Origin of the sequence: Lentibacillus sp. Marseille-P4043 (assembly GCF_900258515.1) — a bacterium.
GTDB lineage: Bacteria > Bacillota > Bacilli > Bacillales > Amphibacillaceae > Lentibacillus_C.
The window spans coordinates 3565863-3582724 of record NZ_LT984884.1; the positions used below are offsets into that span (position 1 = coordinate 3565863).

A 16862-nucleotide genomic window follows, 5' to 3' on the forward strand; every position below is an offset into this window, starting at 1 on the left:
CACACTTATCTGCCCGTTATGTTTAGGAGTTATGCTTGATTCGCCTCTTTTACACCTTTGTCGATATCAACAAATCGTAATAAAAGAATGCCGACAATAAAAAAGAAAACAAGTGAGATAATTCCTAGCCTGCTTGAACCAGTAAGTTGACCGACCAGCGCAAATAAAAACGGACCGAAAATCGCAGCGAATTTTGATGATATTCCGTAGAAACCAAAAAATTCTGCATGTTTATTTTCCGGAACCATCCGTCCATAAATTGATCGGCTAAGTGATTGCGCCCCACCTTGAACAACCCCAACACAAATTGCTAATAAATAAAAATGCAACGCTGACGACATGAAATAGCCTAAAACTACAATACCAATATAAACATAAAGCGTTACCAATAAAGCTTTTTTAGCAGTTATTTTTTTTGCTAACCACCCAAAGAAAAATGTGCATGGGATACCGACAAACTGTGTAATCAATAATGCGACAATTAAGGAATTTGAATCAATTCCAATATCCCGCCCATAAATCGTTGCCATTTTGATAATTGTGGAAATCCCGTCATTATACAACCAAAAAGCCACTAAAAAAATCAATAATTGCTTATACTGCTTAATTTCCCTAAATGTAGATGTCACGCGTTGAAATCCAATCGCAATATAGGAGCGATCTCGTTTAACCGCTGTTGTCTTTTTCTCCTCTTGAATATTTTTAAATAACGGTATTGAAAAAATAAACCACCAAACGCCAACAGTAGCAAATGATACTTGGCTGGCGACCGTTACATTTGGTAATCCAAACCATTGATATTTTAAAGTCATTAAAATATTGATTGCTAGTAAAATACCTCCGCCAATATAACCAAAAGCAAAGCCGTTCGATGAAATTTTGTCAATTTCATCTTCTTCAGCTATTTCCGGCAAAAAGGCATCATAAAAAATATTCGCACTGGAGAAGCCAATTGTCCCAACGATTAATAGGATTGAAGCAAAAAGATAGTCCCCTTCACCAACAAACGCTAGTAAAATACTTGCGAGAATCCCCATGTATGCAAAAAATCGTAAAAACTTTTTCTTGGCTGCCGAGAAATCACTTATTGCCCCTAAAAAAGGAGCGAGAATCGCAACAATTAATACAGCAATTGATTGAGAATACCCCCAATAACTCGTTGCCAATGATTCATCAAGGTTGACCGCCGCGACATCATAATAAAATACCGGTAAAACAGCTGCCATGATTGTAGTAGCAAATGCTGAATTACCAAAGTCATAAAGCATCCAGCTACGTATCCTTTTCTTGTTTTTCATAATTGATCAAACACCCCCATTGTTACTCAAGCATATCAAATTGTTAGGGGGTGCGGGAGAATTTTCTTAAAATTGTAATTAACAAATTCATTTTGCTGTTGTAAAACGGATGAAAAGATTTATTTACCGCATAACGAATGCCTAATCAACGCTTTCAATTGCAGCTGCTACCTGATTTGTTTCTTCAATTGCTAATGATAATTTTGTCATCCGATTCACTTGTTCATCTACCATCGCTTCTAACTCCTCGATGGTCGCAGTTGTCTCCTCAATTACGGAAGCCAAATGATCCACTGAATTATCTATTGTTTCAGAAGATGTCTGAATTTCATTTGCTTGTTTTTTTAAGTAACCAAGATAACTAATAAAGTTTGCCAATTGATTTGTAATACTAGCAAAGTTCTCTTTTGCTTCTTTCGCATTGCCAACACTTTGTTGCAATTGCACTTTTTGTTCGTCCACTTCTTGGCGTGCTTCTTGGACATCAGTTTCAATTGATGCTTGGTTTTGACTTATTTGCTTGGCTGTTTTCTGTGACACTTCAGCAAGCTTACGAACTTCACCGGCCACAACAGCAAATCCCTTGCCAAACTCTCCTGCCCTTGCCGCCTCAATGCTTGCATTTAGTGCAAGTAAATTCGTTTGTTCGGCGATATCTTGGATTTTTCCTGTATATGTATTATTTTCATCTATACGTTTCACTAATTGATCCATATTTTTTCTTAGCAGCTCAAATGATTGCTGGAAGCCATCCAATGTTACCGTTAACTGTTCAACTGAATGCTGCCCTTTTGACGACAACATTTTCAATTCCTCACCATCTTGGGTACTTTTTTCAAAAGATGCAATCATTTTTTCTAATCGGTTATTTGTCCCCTCTGTAGTTGTCGAAATCGTTGTTGCTGTGTCCGCTTGGGATTGACTTGCCTTCGTGATTTCCTGAAACGCCAACCGCATCTCGTCCATCGATTGAGCATTCAAATTACTATCGTGATCAATGATATTCATTTGTTTCCTTACATTTTGCGTCCCGTCCTGTATTAATTTAGCTCGGTTTGTCTTTTCCTCAGACTGTTTTTCACTTTCATCCAATGCGGTCCGAACATCAACTAACAATCTCCTAGCTATCCTTACTTGTATTACTAACACTACAAATACTAAAATAAAAAAACGATCGTGATCGCAGTAGCGCGCAAATCAAAACCAATCATTTCGCCCTTTGCCATTACAAAGTAGGTTAGTACTGAAAGACCTAATATTCCACCTGTTACTAAAACAGTGAGAGAAAGTGAAATAGCTGCTACAGCTAGCACATAGAATGCAAACAGCATATTGGTAACATAGTCAGAGCTTAAAATGATCATAAAAGCAATACTTGACAAACTTATGATCGCTAAATATGGAATTACCATTGGATAAACTTTTTTTAAATGTAATAAACCGATAGCTGCTATACTAATGGCCCCGCCGATTCCAAGTGCCAATAGGTTTTCCTTTGGTGCCCCAACGATAATTTCTGCACCTGTACCTAGGAAAAGTGAAAACAATAAAATGTAAAATAAAATTCGATTTTGCTGATGAATAATCCGATTATTATCCTGCATACATTTATTTCCTCCATGTATATTGTCCTGATTAAAAAGTACTATTTCCACTTGTTGAAAAGGCTTCACCTAATATGGGTGAAGCCAAATTTTAAATCTAGATTAACCTATTCCCAAATATAGTGCCTATATGCTTCGCTCCATTTTAAAAATGCTTCTTTGTTTCCTTCATCAATCGCATTATTTATAGCATCTTCCAGGCGTGCTTTATTCCAACTAAAACATAACTCATCTAACAACAATCGGGATGATAGCTTTAACTCGTATGGAATTTCTCGTTTTGCGTGTAGCATATCACCTTCATACCGATAATACCGGTAAATTAATTTTTGCTTTTTCATGGAACATACCCCCTTGTTCCTTTTTTCTATTATCCTAAATTTTGTGAATAATTTCAATGAAAAAGCACCAATTTTTTAAAAAACTTCATATTAAATTTTACCTAACGAAACTTACTTTACGCTTGTAAATACATATAACCATACGCTTGAATGTTTCTCTAGACCCACCATGCTCTACTTTGGTAGACTAAATAAGCTAATATGAAAAGCGTTTTGGAGGCGGCAATTCCATGAATCAACCAGATAATCTAAAAAAAGGTGAAAAAGGTGCTTGGATCAGCATCTTTGCTTATATTTTTTTAGCAATCACAAAATTAGTTGTTGCCCAAATAGGTAATTCCGAAGCGTTACGCGCAGACGGATTAAATAACTCAACAGACGTGGTTGCCTCAATTGCGGTTCTTATCGGTTTAAAAATATCAAGAAAACCTCCCGATGAAGACCATCACTATGGACATTATCGGGCTGAAACCATTGCTTCATTATTTGCAGCTTTTATCATGATGTCAGTCGGTTTACAGGTTCTCTATGACACATGCAAAAAAATGATTACGGGGCACACTGTTCAGCCAGACATGCTGACAGCTTGGACAGCAATAGGCGCTGCAGCTGTGATGTTTTTCGTTTACCGTTACAATGCTGCGCTTGCAAAAAAGGTACAAAGCACTTCTCTTCACGCCGCTGCACAAGATAATCGATCTGATGCACTTGTTAGTATTGGAGCATTCATTGGCATCATTGGTGCACAAATCGGTTTATTCTGGTTAGACCCGCTGGCAGGGTTTATTGTTGGTGTTATCATCTGTAAAACAGCCTGGGATATTTTTAAAGACTCCACACACACGTTAACAGATGGTTTCGATGAAAAGCTGCTAACAAAAATAAAAGCAAGCATCGCCAAAGTAGACGAGGTCAAAGAGGTTTATGATGTCAAAGGCCGTATTCACGGAAATCAAACGTTTATTGAAATTACTATTCTTGTTGACCCAACCCTTAATGTAAAAGAAAGTCATGACATAACGGAGCGTATTGAACGTTTTCTGGCTGAAACACATAACATTTCATATGCCCATATTCATATCGAACCATATCCAAAGCAACACAAATAACCGCGCGTTCTCTTCCTTCGAAGAAAACGCGCGGTTATTCATATAAGTGCCAATATAACTGTTTTATTTCCATGTTGCCAACAATTCATCAATACTTTCCCATCCATATGCTGTCTCCTGATACGTTCCTTCCCCGATTGTCGTTTCCTCTTCTCCAACTGGCTTTGCGCGATATCGTTCATAAAACCTGCTTGACGGATTCTGAGTTAACACCCACACAAGCAGCGATTCATACCCATGTTCTTTCATTTCTTCGGCAAAAACTCTTAACAATTTCGCACCTAACCCTTTTCGTTGATATCCTGGCAGCAAATAAATTGTATAAATCTCACTATCATATTGAAATCGTTTTGTCCGTTCGGGTCCGCCAGAAACAAAACCGATAACGTCGACATCATTCGAAATGACAAATGTACACTGCTCTTTTTTTTGCATTCGTAAAACTGTTTCCCATAACGTTTTCCGATTCTCATATGTAATATTCGATAAATCCTTCTCATCCACCAAGTCGGTGTACGTATTTTTCCAGCTGCGCACATGAATATTCGCTATTGCCTCTGCATCAGCGAAAACAGCTCTCCTAATTGAATACATTGTACCATCCCCCTGCCATTCCCCGTAAAATCTATTTTCTTATTATAAATGATTACATGACTACTTTACTAAGAGGCGCTTATTTAGCTATTTTTTATATAATGCTCTTTTCTAAAGGATTGTTGTTGTTTTACACAATACTCAACTTTCGCACCTTTAAAAAGGGAATTCACTTAGTTTACGATTGTACTTACAGCCACCTAAGATAATGTTTTTGACAAAAAAATATCCTTACGAACCTACTGAAAAGATTCAATTTTTTTATAGAAGTAGGTTGTCGAAATACCGCAACTTGAATATACTTCGCTTTCCGTGGGCGAGTGTCGAGCCTCCTTGCCCCGGCGAGGGGTATGTCGACGTTGCCCGCAGAGGGCGATTTTAGTCGACCTACCTTTTCTGTCGTCCTCCGGGGTCTCCCCGATCTCTTACTTCCCACTGGAGTCTACGTATATTCAAGTTGCTAGCATAAGCGGTCATAATTTTTTTCAGCAACAAACTCTTTTCAGTACTATATATACCCTTCTTAATGGTACCTAAAGTATGTGCAGTTAACATATGACTTTTCTTACTTCGTTTTAAAACTATTTACGTATGACTGATAAAGCATTCACTATTATAAAGTACTACACTAGTTGCCTGGAACGAAAGGTGACTGACTCCTGCGGGAAAAGCACGTGTCTGAAGACCCCGCAGGAAGTGGGTTTTTTCCGAGGAGGCTGAAGCCGTGCCCGCGGAAAGCTGTCACCTTTCGTGGAAGGCAACGGTGGCATAACACTTATTACATTTATACATTTTTTTGTCTATAAAAAAGCAATAGACATTACGAAACGAAAAGGGCTTTATATAATAGCAAATAGAAACACCGTAACAATTGCACCAATAACGACCAAAAAAACATTCAAACCGATATACGCTAAAATAATTGCAACAATCCCGCCAATAATACCCACATGTGGCTCTCCGGCCTTTACAGACATAATTCCGGGGAAAATTAGCGCACCTAATGCAGCATATGGAATCGCATTTAACCACCGATTAGCCCATTCCGGAAAATGGATTTTATCGACAATATATGCTGGGACTAATCTAGGAATCATTGTTACAAGTGACATGCCGATAATAATCGCAACAATCATGATTGGTCCTCCCCCTTCAGTAAATAAATTCCACTTAAGCCGCCTAAAACTGTTCCAAACACAATTGCCCAGCCCTCACTCATAAATAGTCCAAATAATGTATTAATAAGCATCGCAATAATAGCAATTAATCCTACTTTTAGTTCCTTTTTTACAGATGGAATCAACAACCCGATAAACATAGCGTATAATGCAATTCCCATGCTTTGGCTAAGTTTTTCGGGAATTACTTCGCCGAGAATGCCACCTAAAAAAGAACCAAAAACCCATGAAAAATAAGCCGTTAAAATTAATGCTGTATAAAAAAGTGCTCCTTTTTCCTCTTTGGCTTCTTTCGTATGTAACGATGACACTGCAAACGTTTCATCTGTCAACCCTAATGATAAAGGAACTTTCCAGCTTCGTCCAATCCCCCGTAAGCGATTCATAAAGGACAAACTCATAACAAAATGACGAAAATTAAGGACAAAAGTTGCGACAATTATTTCAATTGCCCCTGCACCAACCGCAATCATATTAGCTCCCATAAACTGACTTGCACCAGCAAATACGAGCACACTCATTAACGTTAACTCAGTTAGAGACATTCCAGACTGTTTTGCTAAAACACCATAAGTAATCGCAATTGGTAAATATCCCACCATAATTGGAAACCCAACCATTACACCTCTTTTAACCATTTGTATGGAAGGTGATGCTTCATTTTTCTTAAGCGCATTCGTTGCCATGTTTCGTATCCCCTTGATTTGAAAATTTAGCCTATTATAACTGATATTTTGAATTTTAAAAAGTATTTAATCTGGAGAAATACATATTGACAGATTGTACAACAACGATGTATATTCAAAATTAATATTTCTAATTTGAATAGGATTATCCGTGAATGCGAAGTAAAATCATTCTAAGCAGCAATAGAGACTGGGTGGTGGCTGGAAACCCTGGCAGGATTGGTTTGAATTACACATTCAAGTTAAGAACGGATCTTTTTGATAGAAGAGGATGGTTTCAAATCATCAATCAGGGTGGTACCGCGGAGAAAAGCTTCGTCCCTATTTTGGGATGAAGCTTTTTTATTTTTGTTGCTATCGGCCCCGCAAAAAACACTATATAAAAATCAACGAACAACAAGGAGGAAAAATCAATGTTTCCAATCAACCCAAAGCATAATCCAAAAGTCAGCGAGTCGATTTTTTTCTTTATCGTTATCATCGGACTCATTAGTTATTTCATCATTGGATTGGGATCTGAACCACATGTACCGATTATACTCGGAATTTTCTTGCTTGTTGCCTATGGATTGGTTAATCACATTCCATTTAAAACACTTGAAGAAGGAATGATCGCTGGAGCCAAGTCTGGAATGGCTGCCATTTTTCTATTTTTATTAATTGGTGTGTTAATTAGCAGTTGGATGATGAGTGGGACCATTCCTACCCTAATCAATACAGGGTTTAGCTTCATCGGTGGGACATGGTTTTATGCTATTGTCTTTGCAATTACAGCGATTGTAGGAGTCTCACTTGGTAGCTCATTAACGACAACAGCAACGATCGGAGTCGCCTTTATTGGGATGGCAAATGCCCTTGATGCTTCAATGGCAATTACTGCAGGTGCCATTGTCTCTGGTGCATTTTTCGGTGATAAAATGTCGCCATTGTCCGACACAACCAATTTGGCATCAACCATTGTCCAGGTGGATTTATTTGATCATATTAAACATATGAGCTTAACGACGATTCCAGCATTTATAATTACATTTATTATCTTTGTATTTTTATCACCAAACGGGACGGTCCCACTTCAAAAAGTCGCAGCCTATCAAGATGCTTTGGCTGCAACTGACTTAATCCATTGGACCTCCTGGCTGCCGCTAATCGTGTTAGTTATCTGTACTATTTTTAGAACACCTGCATTCATCGCACTTGCATTAAGTAGTTCATTGGCAACATTGCTAGCAAGTTTTACAAGCCAATTATCCTGGTCAGAAATATGGACGATTTGGTTTAGTGGATATTCGGCAAATACTGATTTTCAACCGGTTAATGACTTATTGACAAGGGGCGGAATAAATAGCATGCTATTCACCGTCTCGCTCGTTATTCTGGCATTAGGTTTTGGCGGATTGCTATTTGTTACGGGAATCGTTCCATCGATTTTAAACGCATTTAAGGAAAAACTGAAGAAGGTTCGGACCGTCATTATTTCTACAGCGGCAACGGCAATAGGGGTAAATGTTTTAATTGGTGAACAATATTTATCCATTATGTTGACAGGGGAGACATATAAAGGTATTTACCATAAAGCCGGTCTTCCTAACAAGGTGTTGTCACGAACATTGGAGGATGCCGGAACCGTGATAAATCCGCTCGTTCCTTGGAGTGTTTGCGGTGTATTTATTGCAGATGTTTTGGGGGTTTCGGTATTAACCTATTTACCGTTTGCTTTCTTTTGTCTTATAAGCCCGATCATCACCATCCTTTTCGGAGGCAAGAAATTGAAACAAGCTGACTAGGCCATAACGGCCCAAGTCAGCTTGTTTCATACGATTTCCGCTAATTTACGCAACCCCTCTAACAACCGTGGGGAAGGACGGCAATATAAGGATTCCTCTAACACATGAATATTACCAGTTTGAATAGCTTTCATATTTTCCCAGCCAGGGCGTTTTGTTACTAGCTCTGGACGCATTTTTTCCTCTTTTACACCAACCCAGACCATACAAATGTGTTCTGGATCCCGCTTTTTTACGTCCTCCCAGTTGGTTTGAACACTAGCTTCATCTTCTGTATCAAAAATATTACGAGCACCAGCAAGCTTGCTGATTTCAGTCAGCCAATTGACTCTCCCAGGTGTAAACACGGGCTTTGGCCACCATTCCCAATAAAGACGAGGATTTTCCTCCCTATATTGCGCTTTCTCTTTAAAAGCTGCAATTTCATTACGAAAACTATCCGCCTTTTCATGGCCAAGTTTTGTACAGTTCAATGCTTCTCCGACCGTTTGAATATCATCTGCTATTTCTTCAAGGGAATTAGGATTTAAAATAATGTAAGGAAGCTCATATTCATCAAGTGCTTCGATATTTTTTTCCATACCTGGAACACTTAATGACGCCAACACGAGGTCAGGTTTTAATTCTGCAACCTTTTTCATATCAATTGACAGGTCAGGCCCTACTTTTGGTAACTGTTGAACTTCTACCGGCCAGTCTGAAAAGTTATCTACGCCTACTAATAGATCTGTCTTTTCTAAATAGGCAACGATTTCTGTATTACTTGGACAAATCGAAACAACTCGCATTTTAGTCCCCCTCTATTTGATTTTACATTGAGGTCTGCTCGTGGTGTTGTTCCCCTTGTTCTGTCATTTCTTTATTACGCATCTTGTTCCGTCGTAATTAATGGGCCATCTTTTGTAATCACAATGGTATGTTCATATTGAGCAGAGCGACCGCCATCGACCGTTCTTGCCGTCCAACCATTATCATCCATTTTACTATGCCAATCCCCTTCATTAATCATTGGCTCGATCGTGATAACCATTCCTTCTTTTAGGCGTACTCCTTTGTTTGGCAGACCAAAATGCGGGATGTGTGGATCTTCATGAATCGTCGGTCCAATTCCATGTCCAGTAAAATCTCGTACAACAGAAAAACCTTCTCCTTCAGCGTACGTTTGAATAGCATGCCCAATATCACCGATTCGACTTCCAACTTGTGCTTGTTCAATCCCTTTATATAGGGCTGTCTTTGTTACATCTAACAGTTTCTGTCCCACTTTATCGATGTTACCTACTGGAAACGTCCAAGCTGAGTCTGCTAATCCACCATTAAGGTTAACGACAATATCAACAGTCACAATGTCCCCTTCCACTAACTTTTCATCATTCGGAAATCCGTGGCAAATTTCATCGTTTACCGATGCACAGATTGCATATGGATAGCCTTCAAAGCCTTTTTGTTCTGGAGTTGCACCATTGTCAGCCAAAAATTTCTCGACAAATGCATCAATCTCCATCGTTGTAACACCTGGTTTAACTAATTTGGCAATTTCTTTATGACATTCAATTAATAAATCTCCTGCCTTTTGCATCATTTCGACTTCGCGTTTACTTTTTCGTGTTATCATAACTTTCTTCCTTTCGATCTATAACAAGATTATTTTTACTATATTTTTATGCACCCTAAAGTTTAACACAAATTCCCGATAAAATAATCCTAGATGAATCAATTTATATTATGCGTGTTTATTGCCTTTATGTACGAATAAAAACTGCGGGCTCAAAAAAAACAGTCCATGCTTCAAGATAATCATTTTAAAAATGCCCACATTTAATTTTCCAAGCCCAATTCTTGTTTAGCCCTTCCATGTCTTTTTTAATTACATACATTGTTAATAAAAGGGAGGTGAAGTAATTGAGTGAAAATGTTGGAGGCGGCAGTGGTTTTGCACTAATTGTCGTATTGTTCATCCTCTTGATCATTGTAGGTGCTAGTGGCTTCACTACTGGCGGCTATGGTGTTGGAGGTGGCTACGGTGGATACGGCGCTGGTTATGGCGGCGGATTCGGCGGTGGCTACGGTGGATTCGGCACAGGTTATGGTGGCGGATTCGGTGGTGGTTGGTGGTAGAACCAATCATCCATGAAAAAGTCAATCAGTAAGGAGGTGTTCGTTAATGAGCTATGGCGGAGGCTACGGTGGCGGCTTTGCGTTAATCGTTGTGTTGTTCATCCTGTTGATTATTGTTGGAGCAGGTGGATTTGTAGGAGGAGGAGTTTACTAAAATAAAAGCATTATTTTTTAACAACCCACTTCTCCATTCAAATCCAATCAAATTGCAAGATAACGTCCAGTTTTTTGATTAGTCCATTGCCCATTCACCATCACCATTGATGAAAAAACATGGCTTATCACGCGATTTCCTTATCTGATAAGCCATCGTTTTTCTTATATAATTATTCCATTACCTGAAAAATCCCTGTGTCTCTCAAAAGGCATAGGGATTTTTATTACTAAATATAATCATTGACATGATATATATTGCCGCTTTGAATATTTTCTTCATCGGTCAAAATATCAACAAGTACACCACCAACCATTTCCGTATCCTTCAATAAATTATTCCGCTTATACCCATTAAATTTATCAACTTCGGCAAAGTTCTCTGCTGACGTTAAGCGAATTTTCTCTTGCATTTGTGTATCCATAATTCCAGGACTAAATGCGATTACTTTACTATCAGTTTGTAATTCGTTCTGCTCAAGCGCTACCGTTTGTGTATACATATTTATGCTGGCTTTGGTGCTGCAGTATGCACTCCAACCGTAGACTGGTCTTTCCGCTGCACCAGATGTGATGGTTGCTCCAACAAAATGTATCCCTTGTTCGTTTGCCATTTTTAAAAATGAATTCATGATTACCATTGGTGCCAACGTATTGATTTGAATATGATACTTGAGATCAGAATTCTGAATATTTACTGATTGGTCAATTGGTTCAACGACAGCTGCATTGTTTACTAAATAGACAGTTGATGGATCATTTGCAACAATTAGGTTACCAATATTATCGATGGTTTCCTCTATTTTTTCCATGTCAGCCAAGTCACATGTATAATGGGAAAACATTACATTCTGTTGTTTTGCATACGCTGCTAATTGTTCATTTTTACTGCGGGAAATACCAATTACATTTATTCCTAATTCTATAAATAACCTAGCAACCGCTTCACCAAGTCCTCTTGACACGCCAGTAATTACTGCAAATTTCATTCTTATCCCCCCATTTGACGATACTACCACTTTATTATGAACAGAACGGCCTGACTTAGTTTTTAATCACAACGGCTTGACTCCCCATTTGCTTCCATGCCTGTTCAAAGTTTTCCCTGTTTACTTTTTGATTCTTTTGTCCGTAGGGATTGTTTATGTATATGGACTTTTCATCATATCCCGTAATAACGACACTATGTACACTGTACGTAATGTTTATGATGCCTGAATGTGTTTCCCACGTTTTAAAATCATTGACTGGCACAAAATTTGCAGTTGTGATTGTCCAAACAGGAATACCTTGGGCTACATGATCTAGGATTGTTTCAATCGGTTCGCCTGTTAGATCGACTGCCTTTTTGCCTGCATATTCTTTTGCAATGTCAACTACTGGACCATGATATACGGATAACCCCGGGCCATTTTCCATATCGCCAACAAACCCATCATTTGGATTTCCTTTTAATCCATTTTCATAGGTTAATGGGACCCGCGCGATTTCTTTTGCAAGTTCATTTTTCGTAGTTTCATAGCCATTGTAATTTAAAATCATTGCTAGACTACTAACTTCACAGCCATTGTATAAACGCGGTGAATCCATTTGATTGATTAATGACACGTCCAAAGGGTCCATTTTCGATATTTTCTTTGGCAGTTCAATCTTATTCTTTTTAGCCAATTTGCTAACATTTTCGGCAAAATTGCTTGCGGGCTTCGGTTCTACAGCTTTCGCTTCACAGGACATAAGAAAAATTATGACCAAAATAAGATAAACTGCTAACAAATTCGTGTTCTTCACAAAAAAACTCCTCAAAACACTGACCTTGATTCAATCTTAAAAATAGTTAGACAATCGCAATGAATTTATCCCCCAGAATTGGCCGGGGAATAAATTATTTAATTTAAAGATATGAAAGTATAAAATTTGGCACTACTTTGAACCCGGGCGGGAAAAGCCGCGTCCGACTTCAGCGCCCAACGGCTTGCGTTTTTATTTTGTATGAACCTCATCCCAATAATGCGCCAATGTTTCCAGCCCTTTATCAAAGCTGTCTAATGGAAAGCTCTCATTTGGTGAATGCAAACGGTCGTCTGGTGTACCAAACCCTAAAAGTACGATTGGGATGTCATATATTGCTTCGATCCATTCGACGACTGGAATTGATCCACCCATTCTGACATAAACGGTTTCTTTTCCAAAAGCCTTCGTATAGCTCGTTGCCGCCTTTTCAATCAGTGGATGATTTGGCTCAACTTTGTACGCTTTAGCTGATAGTTTTTCTTTTTTCACTTCTACCGTAACGCCTGATGGTGCATTCTTTTGAATGTGCTCCTCAAGCAAGCTTTGAATTTTTTCTGGATTTTGTCCAGGTACAAGACGGCAGGTAATTTTTGCAGTTGCTGATGACGGGATGATCGTCTTCGTTCCTTCTCCTTGATAGCCACCGTAAATTCCATTAATTTCAAAAGTAGGGCGTGCCATTGTATGTTCTTTTGCTGTATACCCTTTTTCCGATACGGTTTGGGGTGCACCAGTTGATGCTTTGTAATCCTCCCCTTGTACCTGTTTTATTAATTCGCGTTCTTCATCTGTTAAAGGTTCAACATCATCATAAAAGCCATCGACCGTAATGACTTCCTCTTCATTTTTCATAGATGCTAAAATATGATTCAATGCCATGATCGGATTTCGTACCGCTCCACCATACATACCGGAGTGTAAGTCGTGATCAGGTCCTGATACAGTAATTTCAATACCAGTAAACCCTTTCAAACCATAAAGTATTGTCGGCTGATTCTCGGCAATCATACCTGAATCAGAAATAACAGCAAAATCGGCATTAAATAATTCTTTTTTGTCATGAAGAATTTCATATAAATTTTCACTGCCAATTTCTTCTTCACCCTCAATACAAACTTTGACATTAACAGGTAGTTTTCCCTCTGTTTTCATATATGCTTCGAACACCGCAAGATGCATAAATACCTGGCCTTTGTCATCGCTGGAACCACGCGCATAAAGTCGACCATCACGTACTTCTGGTTTAAACGGATCACTTTTCCATTGGTCAATCGGATCAACCGGCTGTACATCGTAATGGCCGTAAAACAATACCGTTGGAGCGTCAGACCCTGCCTGATTATATTCGGCAAATACTAATGGATGCCCTCCCGTTTCCTGCTGTTCCACTTTATCAAAACCAATATCATGTAAATATGTTTCTAAAAAATTTGCTGCTTCTTTAATATCTTTTTTATGTACACTATCCGTGCTGACACTTGGAATCGACAAAAACTGATTTAACTTTTCTAATAATGAATCACGATTTTCTGTCAGGTAGTTAATTACTTTTTCGCTCATGTACAATTCCTCCTATTCGTTTATATTTATTTTAGCACACCACAAGCAGAGTAACTAGTTGAACGATGTTTTGGCTCCCCGGTTGATGTTTCTGCTCTCGGGCTGATGTTTTGGCTCTCCGGTCGATATTCCTGCTCTCGCGCCGATGTTTCTGCTCTCGCGCCGATGTTTCTGCTCTCGCGCCGATGTTTCTGCTCTCGCGCCGATGTTTCTGCTCTCGGGCTGATGTTTCTGCTCTCGGGCTGATGTTTCTGCTCTCGCGCCGATGTTTCTGCTCTCGCGCCGATGTTTCTGCTCTCGGGCTGATGTTTCTGCTCTCGGGCTGATGTTTCTGCTCTCGGGCTGATGTTTCTGCTCTCGCGCGGCTGATGTTTCTGCTCTCGCGCCGATGTTTCTGCTCTCGCGCTGATGTTTCTGCTCTCGGGCTGATGTTTCTGCTCTCGGGCTGATGTTTCTGCTCTCGGGCTGATGTTTCTGCTCTCGGGCTGATAGTATCATCCCTGAGAGCATACAAAAGAAGGATGGCCCAATACTAGGCCATCCTCTGCTTTATTTCAATGCGTTCTGCAAGTCTTCAATTAAATCGGCACTATCTTCAATCCCAACAGAAACGCGGATTAATCCATCGGTGATTCCAAGTTCAGCTCTTCTGTCAGCAGGAATCGATGCGTGGGTCATTTTTGCCGGTAAGGAGATTAGGCTTTCTACCGCACCGAGACTTTCCGCTAGTGTAAAATAATTCGTACGTTCTAACACTTGTTCAGCCCGTTCTCCATTACCAACGTCAAAGGATATCATCCCGCCGAAACCTGTTGCTTGTTTCGTAGCAATATCATGTCCTCGATGATCCGCTAGGCCTGGGTAATAAATTGTTGACACCTTTTCATGCCCTTGTAAAAACGCGACAATATCCTTCGTATTTGCTTCAATTGCTTCCATTCGCAATGCAAGTGTTTTAATTCCTCGCATTAGTAACCAAGAATCTTGTGGTCCTAGCACGCCACCAACTGAATTTTGGATGAAATGAAGTCGTTCAGCTAAATCTGTGGAATTAACCACAACAAGCCCGGCCACGACATCACTATGGCCCCCAATATACTTTGTTGCACTATGCAAGACAATATCTGCACCAAGGTCTAATGGTTGCTGCCAATATGGCGTCGCAAACGTGTTATCGACAATTAACAACAAATCATGCTTCTTGGCGATCTCTGCCATCTTTTGAATATCGGTTATTTTCAATAATGGGTTTGTTGGTGTCTCCACATATAATGCTTTGGTGTTATCTTTAATTGCCGCTTCCACTTTATCTGGATAACTCGTATCGACATATGAGTGATCCAAATGGAATCGATTTAAGACACTTGTCATTAACCGATACGTTCCACCATACACATCATCGGTCATTAAAATGTGATCGTCTGCATCAAGTAACATCATCACAGAGCTGATTGCCGCCATACCGGAGCCAAATGCAAACCCCGCTTCCCCATTTTCCAAATTAGCAATAACCGTCTCTAATGCGTGTCGTGTTGGGTTGCCGGTTCGGGAGTATTCATACCCACGATGGTTTCCTACCGAATCTTGTTTATAAGTACTCACTTGATAAATCGGTACCGAAACCGCACCTGTTTGTTCATCACCAGTTATTCCGCCATGAATCATTTTTGTTTTTGCGCGCATACCCATTCTCCTTCATATTCACATCCATCCCTACTCAACAGCAGGATAGATATTTTTACTTAAGTATCGGTCACTTCCATCTGGAAAAACAGTAACAATTGTTGTACCAGCCTTGGCCTTTTTGGCTTCTTGTAAAGCCGCATACATTGCCGATCCAGATGAGCTTCCAACAAGTAATCCTTCTTTTTTAGCAAGTTCCTCCACCATTTCAAATGCATTTTTATCTGAAACAGTATAAATAGCATCTATATAAGATTTATCAATAAACTCTGGTAAAAATTCCATGCCAATTCCTTCCGTCTCATGTGGTCCAGGCTCACCACCGGAAATGATCGATCCCTCTGGTTCCACAATTGCGGCTCTAACTCGGGGATTTTCTTCTTTCAAATATCTCGTCGTCCCCATAAACGTTCCACCTGACCCAGCACCAGCAACAAACACATCCACTTCACCATTTAAATCATTCCAAATTTCCGGACCAAGTGTTTGATAATACGTTCTGGGATTTGCTGAATTGGCGAATTGTTTAGGGGAGAAACTATTTGGAATTTCCGTCAATAATTGCTCGGTTTTTTCGATCGCCCCTACCATCCCAGCATCTCTTGGTGTATGAACGATTTTCGCACCTAGCGCTTGCATGATCATTTGTTTTTCTTGGCTGAAGTGTTCCGGCACACAAAAAATGACCGAAAGATTTTTATCTAGTGCAGCGAGTGCCAATCCAATTCCTGTATTACCAGCAGTAGGCTCAATGATGGTACCACCTTCTGTTAGTGCACCAGTTGCCAATGCATCATGGACTAATTCTTGACCAAGTCGATCCTTAACGCTTCCACCTGGATTATAAAATTCAAGCTTTGCATATAAGCGTACCCCTTTAGGTAGCGGGAATTTCGTTAGCTCCAACAATGGTGTCTCGCCAATTAGTTCCTTGATTGAATGATATATCGCCATAATTCTCGC

General features: G+C 39.5%; 19 protein-coding genes. 4 read left to right on the forward strand and 15 right to left on the reverse strand.

What is annotated here, in order from left to right:
* Window positions 1–29 precede the first annotated feature (29 nt).
* The 4 genes from C8270_RS17740 to C8270_RS17755 form a co-directional block, all read right to left on the reverse strand.
* Window positions 30–1298 carry an MFS transporter gene (locus C8270_RS17740; protein ID WP_106498120.1) on the reverse strand — a complete coding sequence of 423 codons (1269 nt, stop codon included), beginning with the start codon at window positions 1296–1298 and terminating at the stop codon, window positions 30–32.
* Between the two features lie 141 nt (window positions 1299–1439).
* Entirely contained in the window at window positions 1440–2414 is a 975-nt protein-coding gene (locus tag C8270_RS17745; protein ID WP_106498121.1) for a methyl-accepting chemotaxis protein, read from the reverse strand.
* A 41-nt stretch (window positions 2415–2455) separates the two neighbouring features.
* Window positions 2456–2902, reverse strand: coding sequence for a hypothetical protein (locus tag C8270_RS17750; protein ID WP_106498122.1), 447 nt, complete (start codon window positions 2900–2902; stop codon window positions 2456–2458).
* A 107-nt stretch (window positions 2903–3009) separates the two neighbouring features.
* Complete coding sequence (locus C8270_RS17755) at window positions 3010–3243, reverse strand: IDEAL domain-containing protein (RefSeq protein WP_106498123.1); 234 nt, start codon at window positions 3241–3243, stop codon at window positions 3010–3012.
* Window positions 3244–3473: 230 nt separating this feature from the next.
* On the opposite strand from C8270_RS17755, the gene C8270_RS17760 reads away from it, so the two are divergent.
* On the forward strand, window positions 3474–4352 hold the full coding sequence (locus C8270_RS17760; RefSeq protein ID WP_106498124.1) for a cation diffusion facilitator family transporter: 879 nt from the start codon (window positions 3474–3476) through the stop codon (window positions 4350–4352).
* Between the two features lie 63 nt (window positions 4353–4415).
* Here the strand turns inward: C8270_RS17760 and C8270_RS17765 are convergent, their stop codons facing one another.
* The 3 genes from C8270_RS17765 to C8270_RS17775 form a co-directional block, all read right to left on the reverse strand.
* Window positions 4416–4946 carry a GNAT family N-acetyltransferase gene (locus C8270_RS17765; RefSeq protein WP_106498125.1) on the reverse strand — a complete coding sequence of 177 codons (531 nt, stop codon included), beginning with the start codon at window positions 4944–4946 and terminating at the stop codon, window positions 4416–4418.
* 839 nt (window positions 4947–5785) lie between these two features.
* Window positions 5786–6082, reverse strand: coding sequence for an AzlD domain-containing protein (locus tag C8270_RS17770; RefSeq protein WP_106498126.1), 297 nt, complete (start codon window positions 6080–6082; stop codon window positions 5786–5788).
* Complete coding sequence (locus C8270_RS17775; protein WP_106498127.1) at window positions 6079–6810, reverse strand: AzlC family ABC transporter permease; 732 nt, start codon at window positions 6808–6810, stop codon at window positions 6079–6081. Before C8270_RS17775 ends, C8270_RS17770 begins: the two co-directional genes overlap by 4 nt.
* A gap of 413 nt (window positions 6811–7223) precedes the next feature.
* Between C8270_RS17775 and nhaC the strand changes: the two genes are divergently transcribed.
* Window positions 7224–8594 (forward strand): Na+/H+ antiporter NhaC, encoded by a 1371-nt coding sequence (gene nhaC / locus C8270_RS17785; RefSeq protein ID WP_106498129.1) that lies wholly within the window; start codon window positions 7224–7226, stop codon window positions 8592–8594.
* Between the two features lie 26 nt (window positions 8595–8620).
* Here nhaC and C8270_RS17790 read toward each other — a convergent pair whose 3' ends face one another.
* Entirely contained in the window at window positions 8621–9382 is a 762-nt protein-coding gene (locus C8270_RS17790; RefSeq protein WP_106498130.1) for a cobalamin-binding protein, read from the reverse strand.
* Between the two features lie 74 nt (window positions 9383–9456).
* Window positions 9457–10209, reverse strand: a complete 753-nt coding sequence (gene map, locus C8270_RS17795) for a type I methionyl aminopeptidase (RefSeq protein WP_106498131.1) — start codon at window positions 10207–10209, stop codon at window positions 9457–9459.
* A 287-nt stretch (window positions 10210–10496) separates the two neighbouring features.
* On the opposite strand from map, the gene C8270_RS17800 reads away from it, so the two are divergent.
* Both C8270_RS17800 and C8270_RS17805 read left to right on the forward strand, forming a co-directional pair.
* Window positions 10497–10712 carry a YjcZ family sporulation protein gene (locus C8270_RS17800; RefSeq protein ID WP_106498132.1) on the forward strand — a complete coding sequence of 72 codons (216 nt, stop codon included), beginning with the start codon at window positions 10497–10499 and terminating at the stop codon, window positions 10710–10712.
* A 46-nt stretch (window positions 10713–10758) separates the two neighbouring features.
* Window positions 10759–10866: a YjcZ family sporulation protein gene (locus C8270_RS17805; protein WP_106498133.1), complete on the forward strand. Its 108-nt coding sequence runs from the start codon at window positions 10759–10761 to the stop codon at window positions 10864–10866.
* A gap of 229 nt (window positions 10867–11095) precedes the next feature.
* Here the strand turns inward: C8270_RS17805 and C8270_RS17810 are convergent, their stop codons facing one another.
* The 6 genes from C8270_RS17810 to C8270_RS17835 form a co-directional block, all read right to left on the reverse strand.
* Window positions 11096–11854 (reverse strand): (S)-benzoin forming benzil reductase, encoded by a 759-nt coding sequence (locus tag C8270_RS17810; RefSeq protein ID WP_106498134.1) that lies wholly within the window; start codon window positions 11852–11854, stop codon window positions 11096–11098.
* A gap of 55 nt (window positions 11855–11909) precedes the next feature.
* Window positions 11910–12653, reverse strand: coding sequence for a C39 family peptidase (locus tag C8270_RS17815; RefSeq protein ID WP_442785814.1), 744 nt, complete (start codon window positions 12651–12653; stop codon window positions 11910–11912).
* 192 nt (window positions 12654–12845) lie between these two features.
* Entirely contained in the window at window positions 12846–14216 is a 1371-nt protein-coding gene (locus C8270_RS17820) for a dipeptidase (protein WP_106498135.1), read from the reverse strand.
* Window positions 14217–14270: 54 nt separating this feature from the next.
* Window positions 14271–14714, reverse strand: coding sequence for a hypothetical protein (locus C8270_RS17825; RefSeq protein WP_158701765.1), 444 nt, complete (start codon window positions 14712–14714; stop codon window positions 14271–14273).
* Window positions 14715–14765: 51 nt separating this feature from the next.
* A complete protein-coding gene (locus tag C8270_RS17830; protein WP_106498137.1) occupies window positions 14766–15899 on the reverse strand; it encodes a bifunctional cystathionine gamma-lyase/homocysteine desulfhydrase in 1134 nt (377 codons plus the stop codon).
* A 30-nt stretch (window positions 15900–15929) separates the two neighbouring features.
* The gene (locus C8270_RS17835; RefSeq protein ID WP_106498138.1) at window positions 15930–16853 is read right to left on the reverse strand and encodes a PLP-dependent cysteine synthase family protein; all 924 of its coding nucleotides are present in this window, start codon (window positions 16851–16853) and stop codon (window positions 15930–15932) included.
* Window positions 16854–16862: the final 9 nt, after the last annotated feature.

What these genes read in the sequence shown, in the direction of transcription:
- C8270_RS17775 (WP_106498127.1), bottom strand. Translation starts at nt 6,810, where the DNA reads ATGGCAACGAATGCGCTTAAGAAAAATGAAGCATCACCTTCCATACAA.
- map (WP_106498131.1), bottom strand. Translation starts at nt 10,209, where the DNA reads ATGATAACACGAAAAAGTAAACGCGAAGTCGAAATGATGCAAAAGGCA.
- C8270_RS17755 (WP_106498123.1), bottom strand. Translation starts at nt 3,243, where the DNA reads ATGAAAAAGCAAAAATTAATTTACCGGTATTATCGGTATGAAGGTGAT.
- C8270_RS17825 (WP_158701765.1), bottom strand. Translation starts at nt 14,714, where the DNA reads ATGATACTATCAGCCCGAGAGCAGAAACATCAGCCCGAGAGCAGAAAC.
- C8270_RS17760 (WP_106498124.1), top strand. Translation starts at nt 3,474, where the DNA reads ATGAATCAACCAGATAATCTAAAAAAAGGTGAAAAAGGTGCTTGGATC.
- C8270_RS17770 (WP_106498126.1), bottom strand. Translation starts at nt 6,082, where the DNA reads ATGATTGTTGCGATTATTATCGGCATGTCACTTGTAACAATGATTCCT.
- C8270_RS17820 (WP_106498135.1), bottom strand. Translation starts at nt 14,216, where the DNA reads ATGAGCGAAAAAGTAATTAACTACCTGACAGAAAATCGTGATTCATTA.
- C8270_RS17765 (WP_106498125.1), bottom strand. Translation starts at nt 4,946, where the DNA reads ATGTATTCAATTAGGAGAGCTGTTTTCGCTGATGCAGAGGCAATAGCG.
- C8270_RS17830 (WP_106498137.1), bottom strand. Translation starts at nt 15,899, where the DNA reads ATGCGCGCAAAAACAAAAATGATTCATGGCGGAATAACTGGTGATGAA.
- C8270_RS17790 (WP_106498130.1), bottom strand. Translation starts at nt 9,382, where the DNA reads ATGCGAGTTGTTTCGATTTGTCCAAGTAATACAGAAATCGTTGCCTAT.
- C8270_RS17740 (WP_106498120.1), bottom strand. Translation starts at nt 1,298, where the DNA reads ATGAAAAACAAGAAAAGGATACGTAGCTGGATGCTTTATGACTTTGGT.
- C8270_RS17750 (WP_106498122.1), bottom strand. Translation starts at nt 2,902, where the DNA reads ATGCAGGATAATAATCGGATTATTCATCAGCAAAATCGAATTTTATTT.
- nhaC (WP_106498129.1), top strand. Translation starts at nt 7,224, where the DNA reads ATGTTTCCAATCAACCCAAAGCATAATCCAAAAGTCAGCGAGTCGATT.
- C8270_RS17810 (WP_106498134.1), bottom strand. Translation starts at nt 11,854, where the DNA reads ATGAAATTTGCAGTAATTACTGGCGTGTCAAGAGGACTTGGTGAAGCG.
- C8270_RS17835 (WP_106498138.1), bottom strand. Translation starts at nt 16,853, where the DNA reads ATGGCGATATATCATTCAATCAAGGAACTAATTGGCGAGACACCATTG.
- C8270_RS17805 (WP_106498133.1), top strand. Translation starts at nt 10,759, where the DNA reads ATGAGCTATGGCGGAGGCTACGGTGGCGGCTTTGCGTTAATCGTTGTG.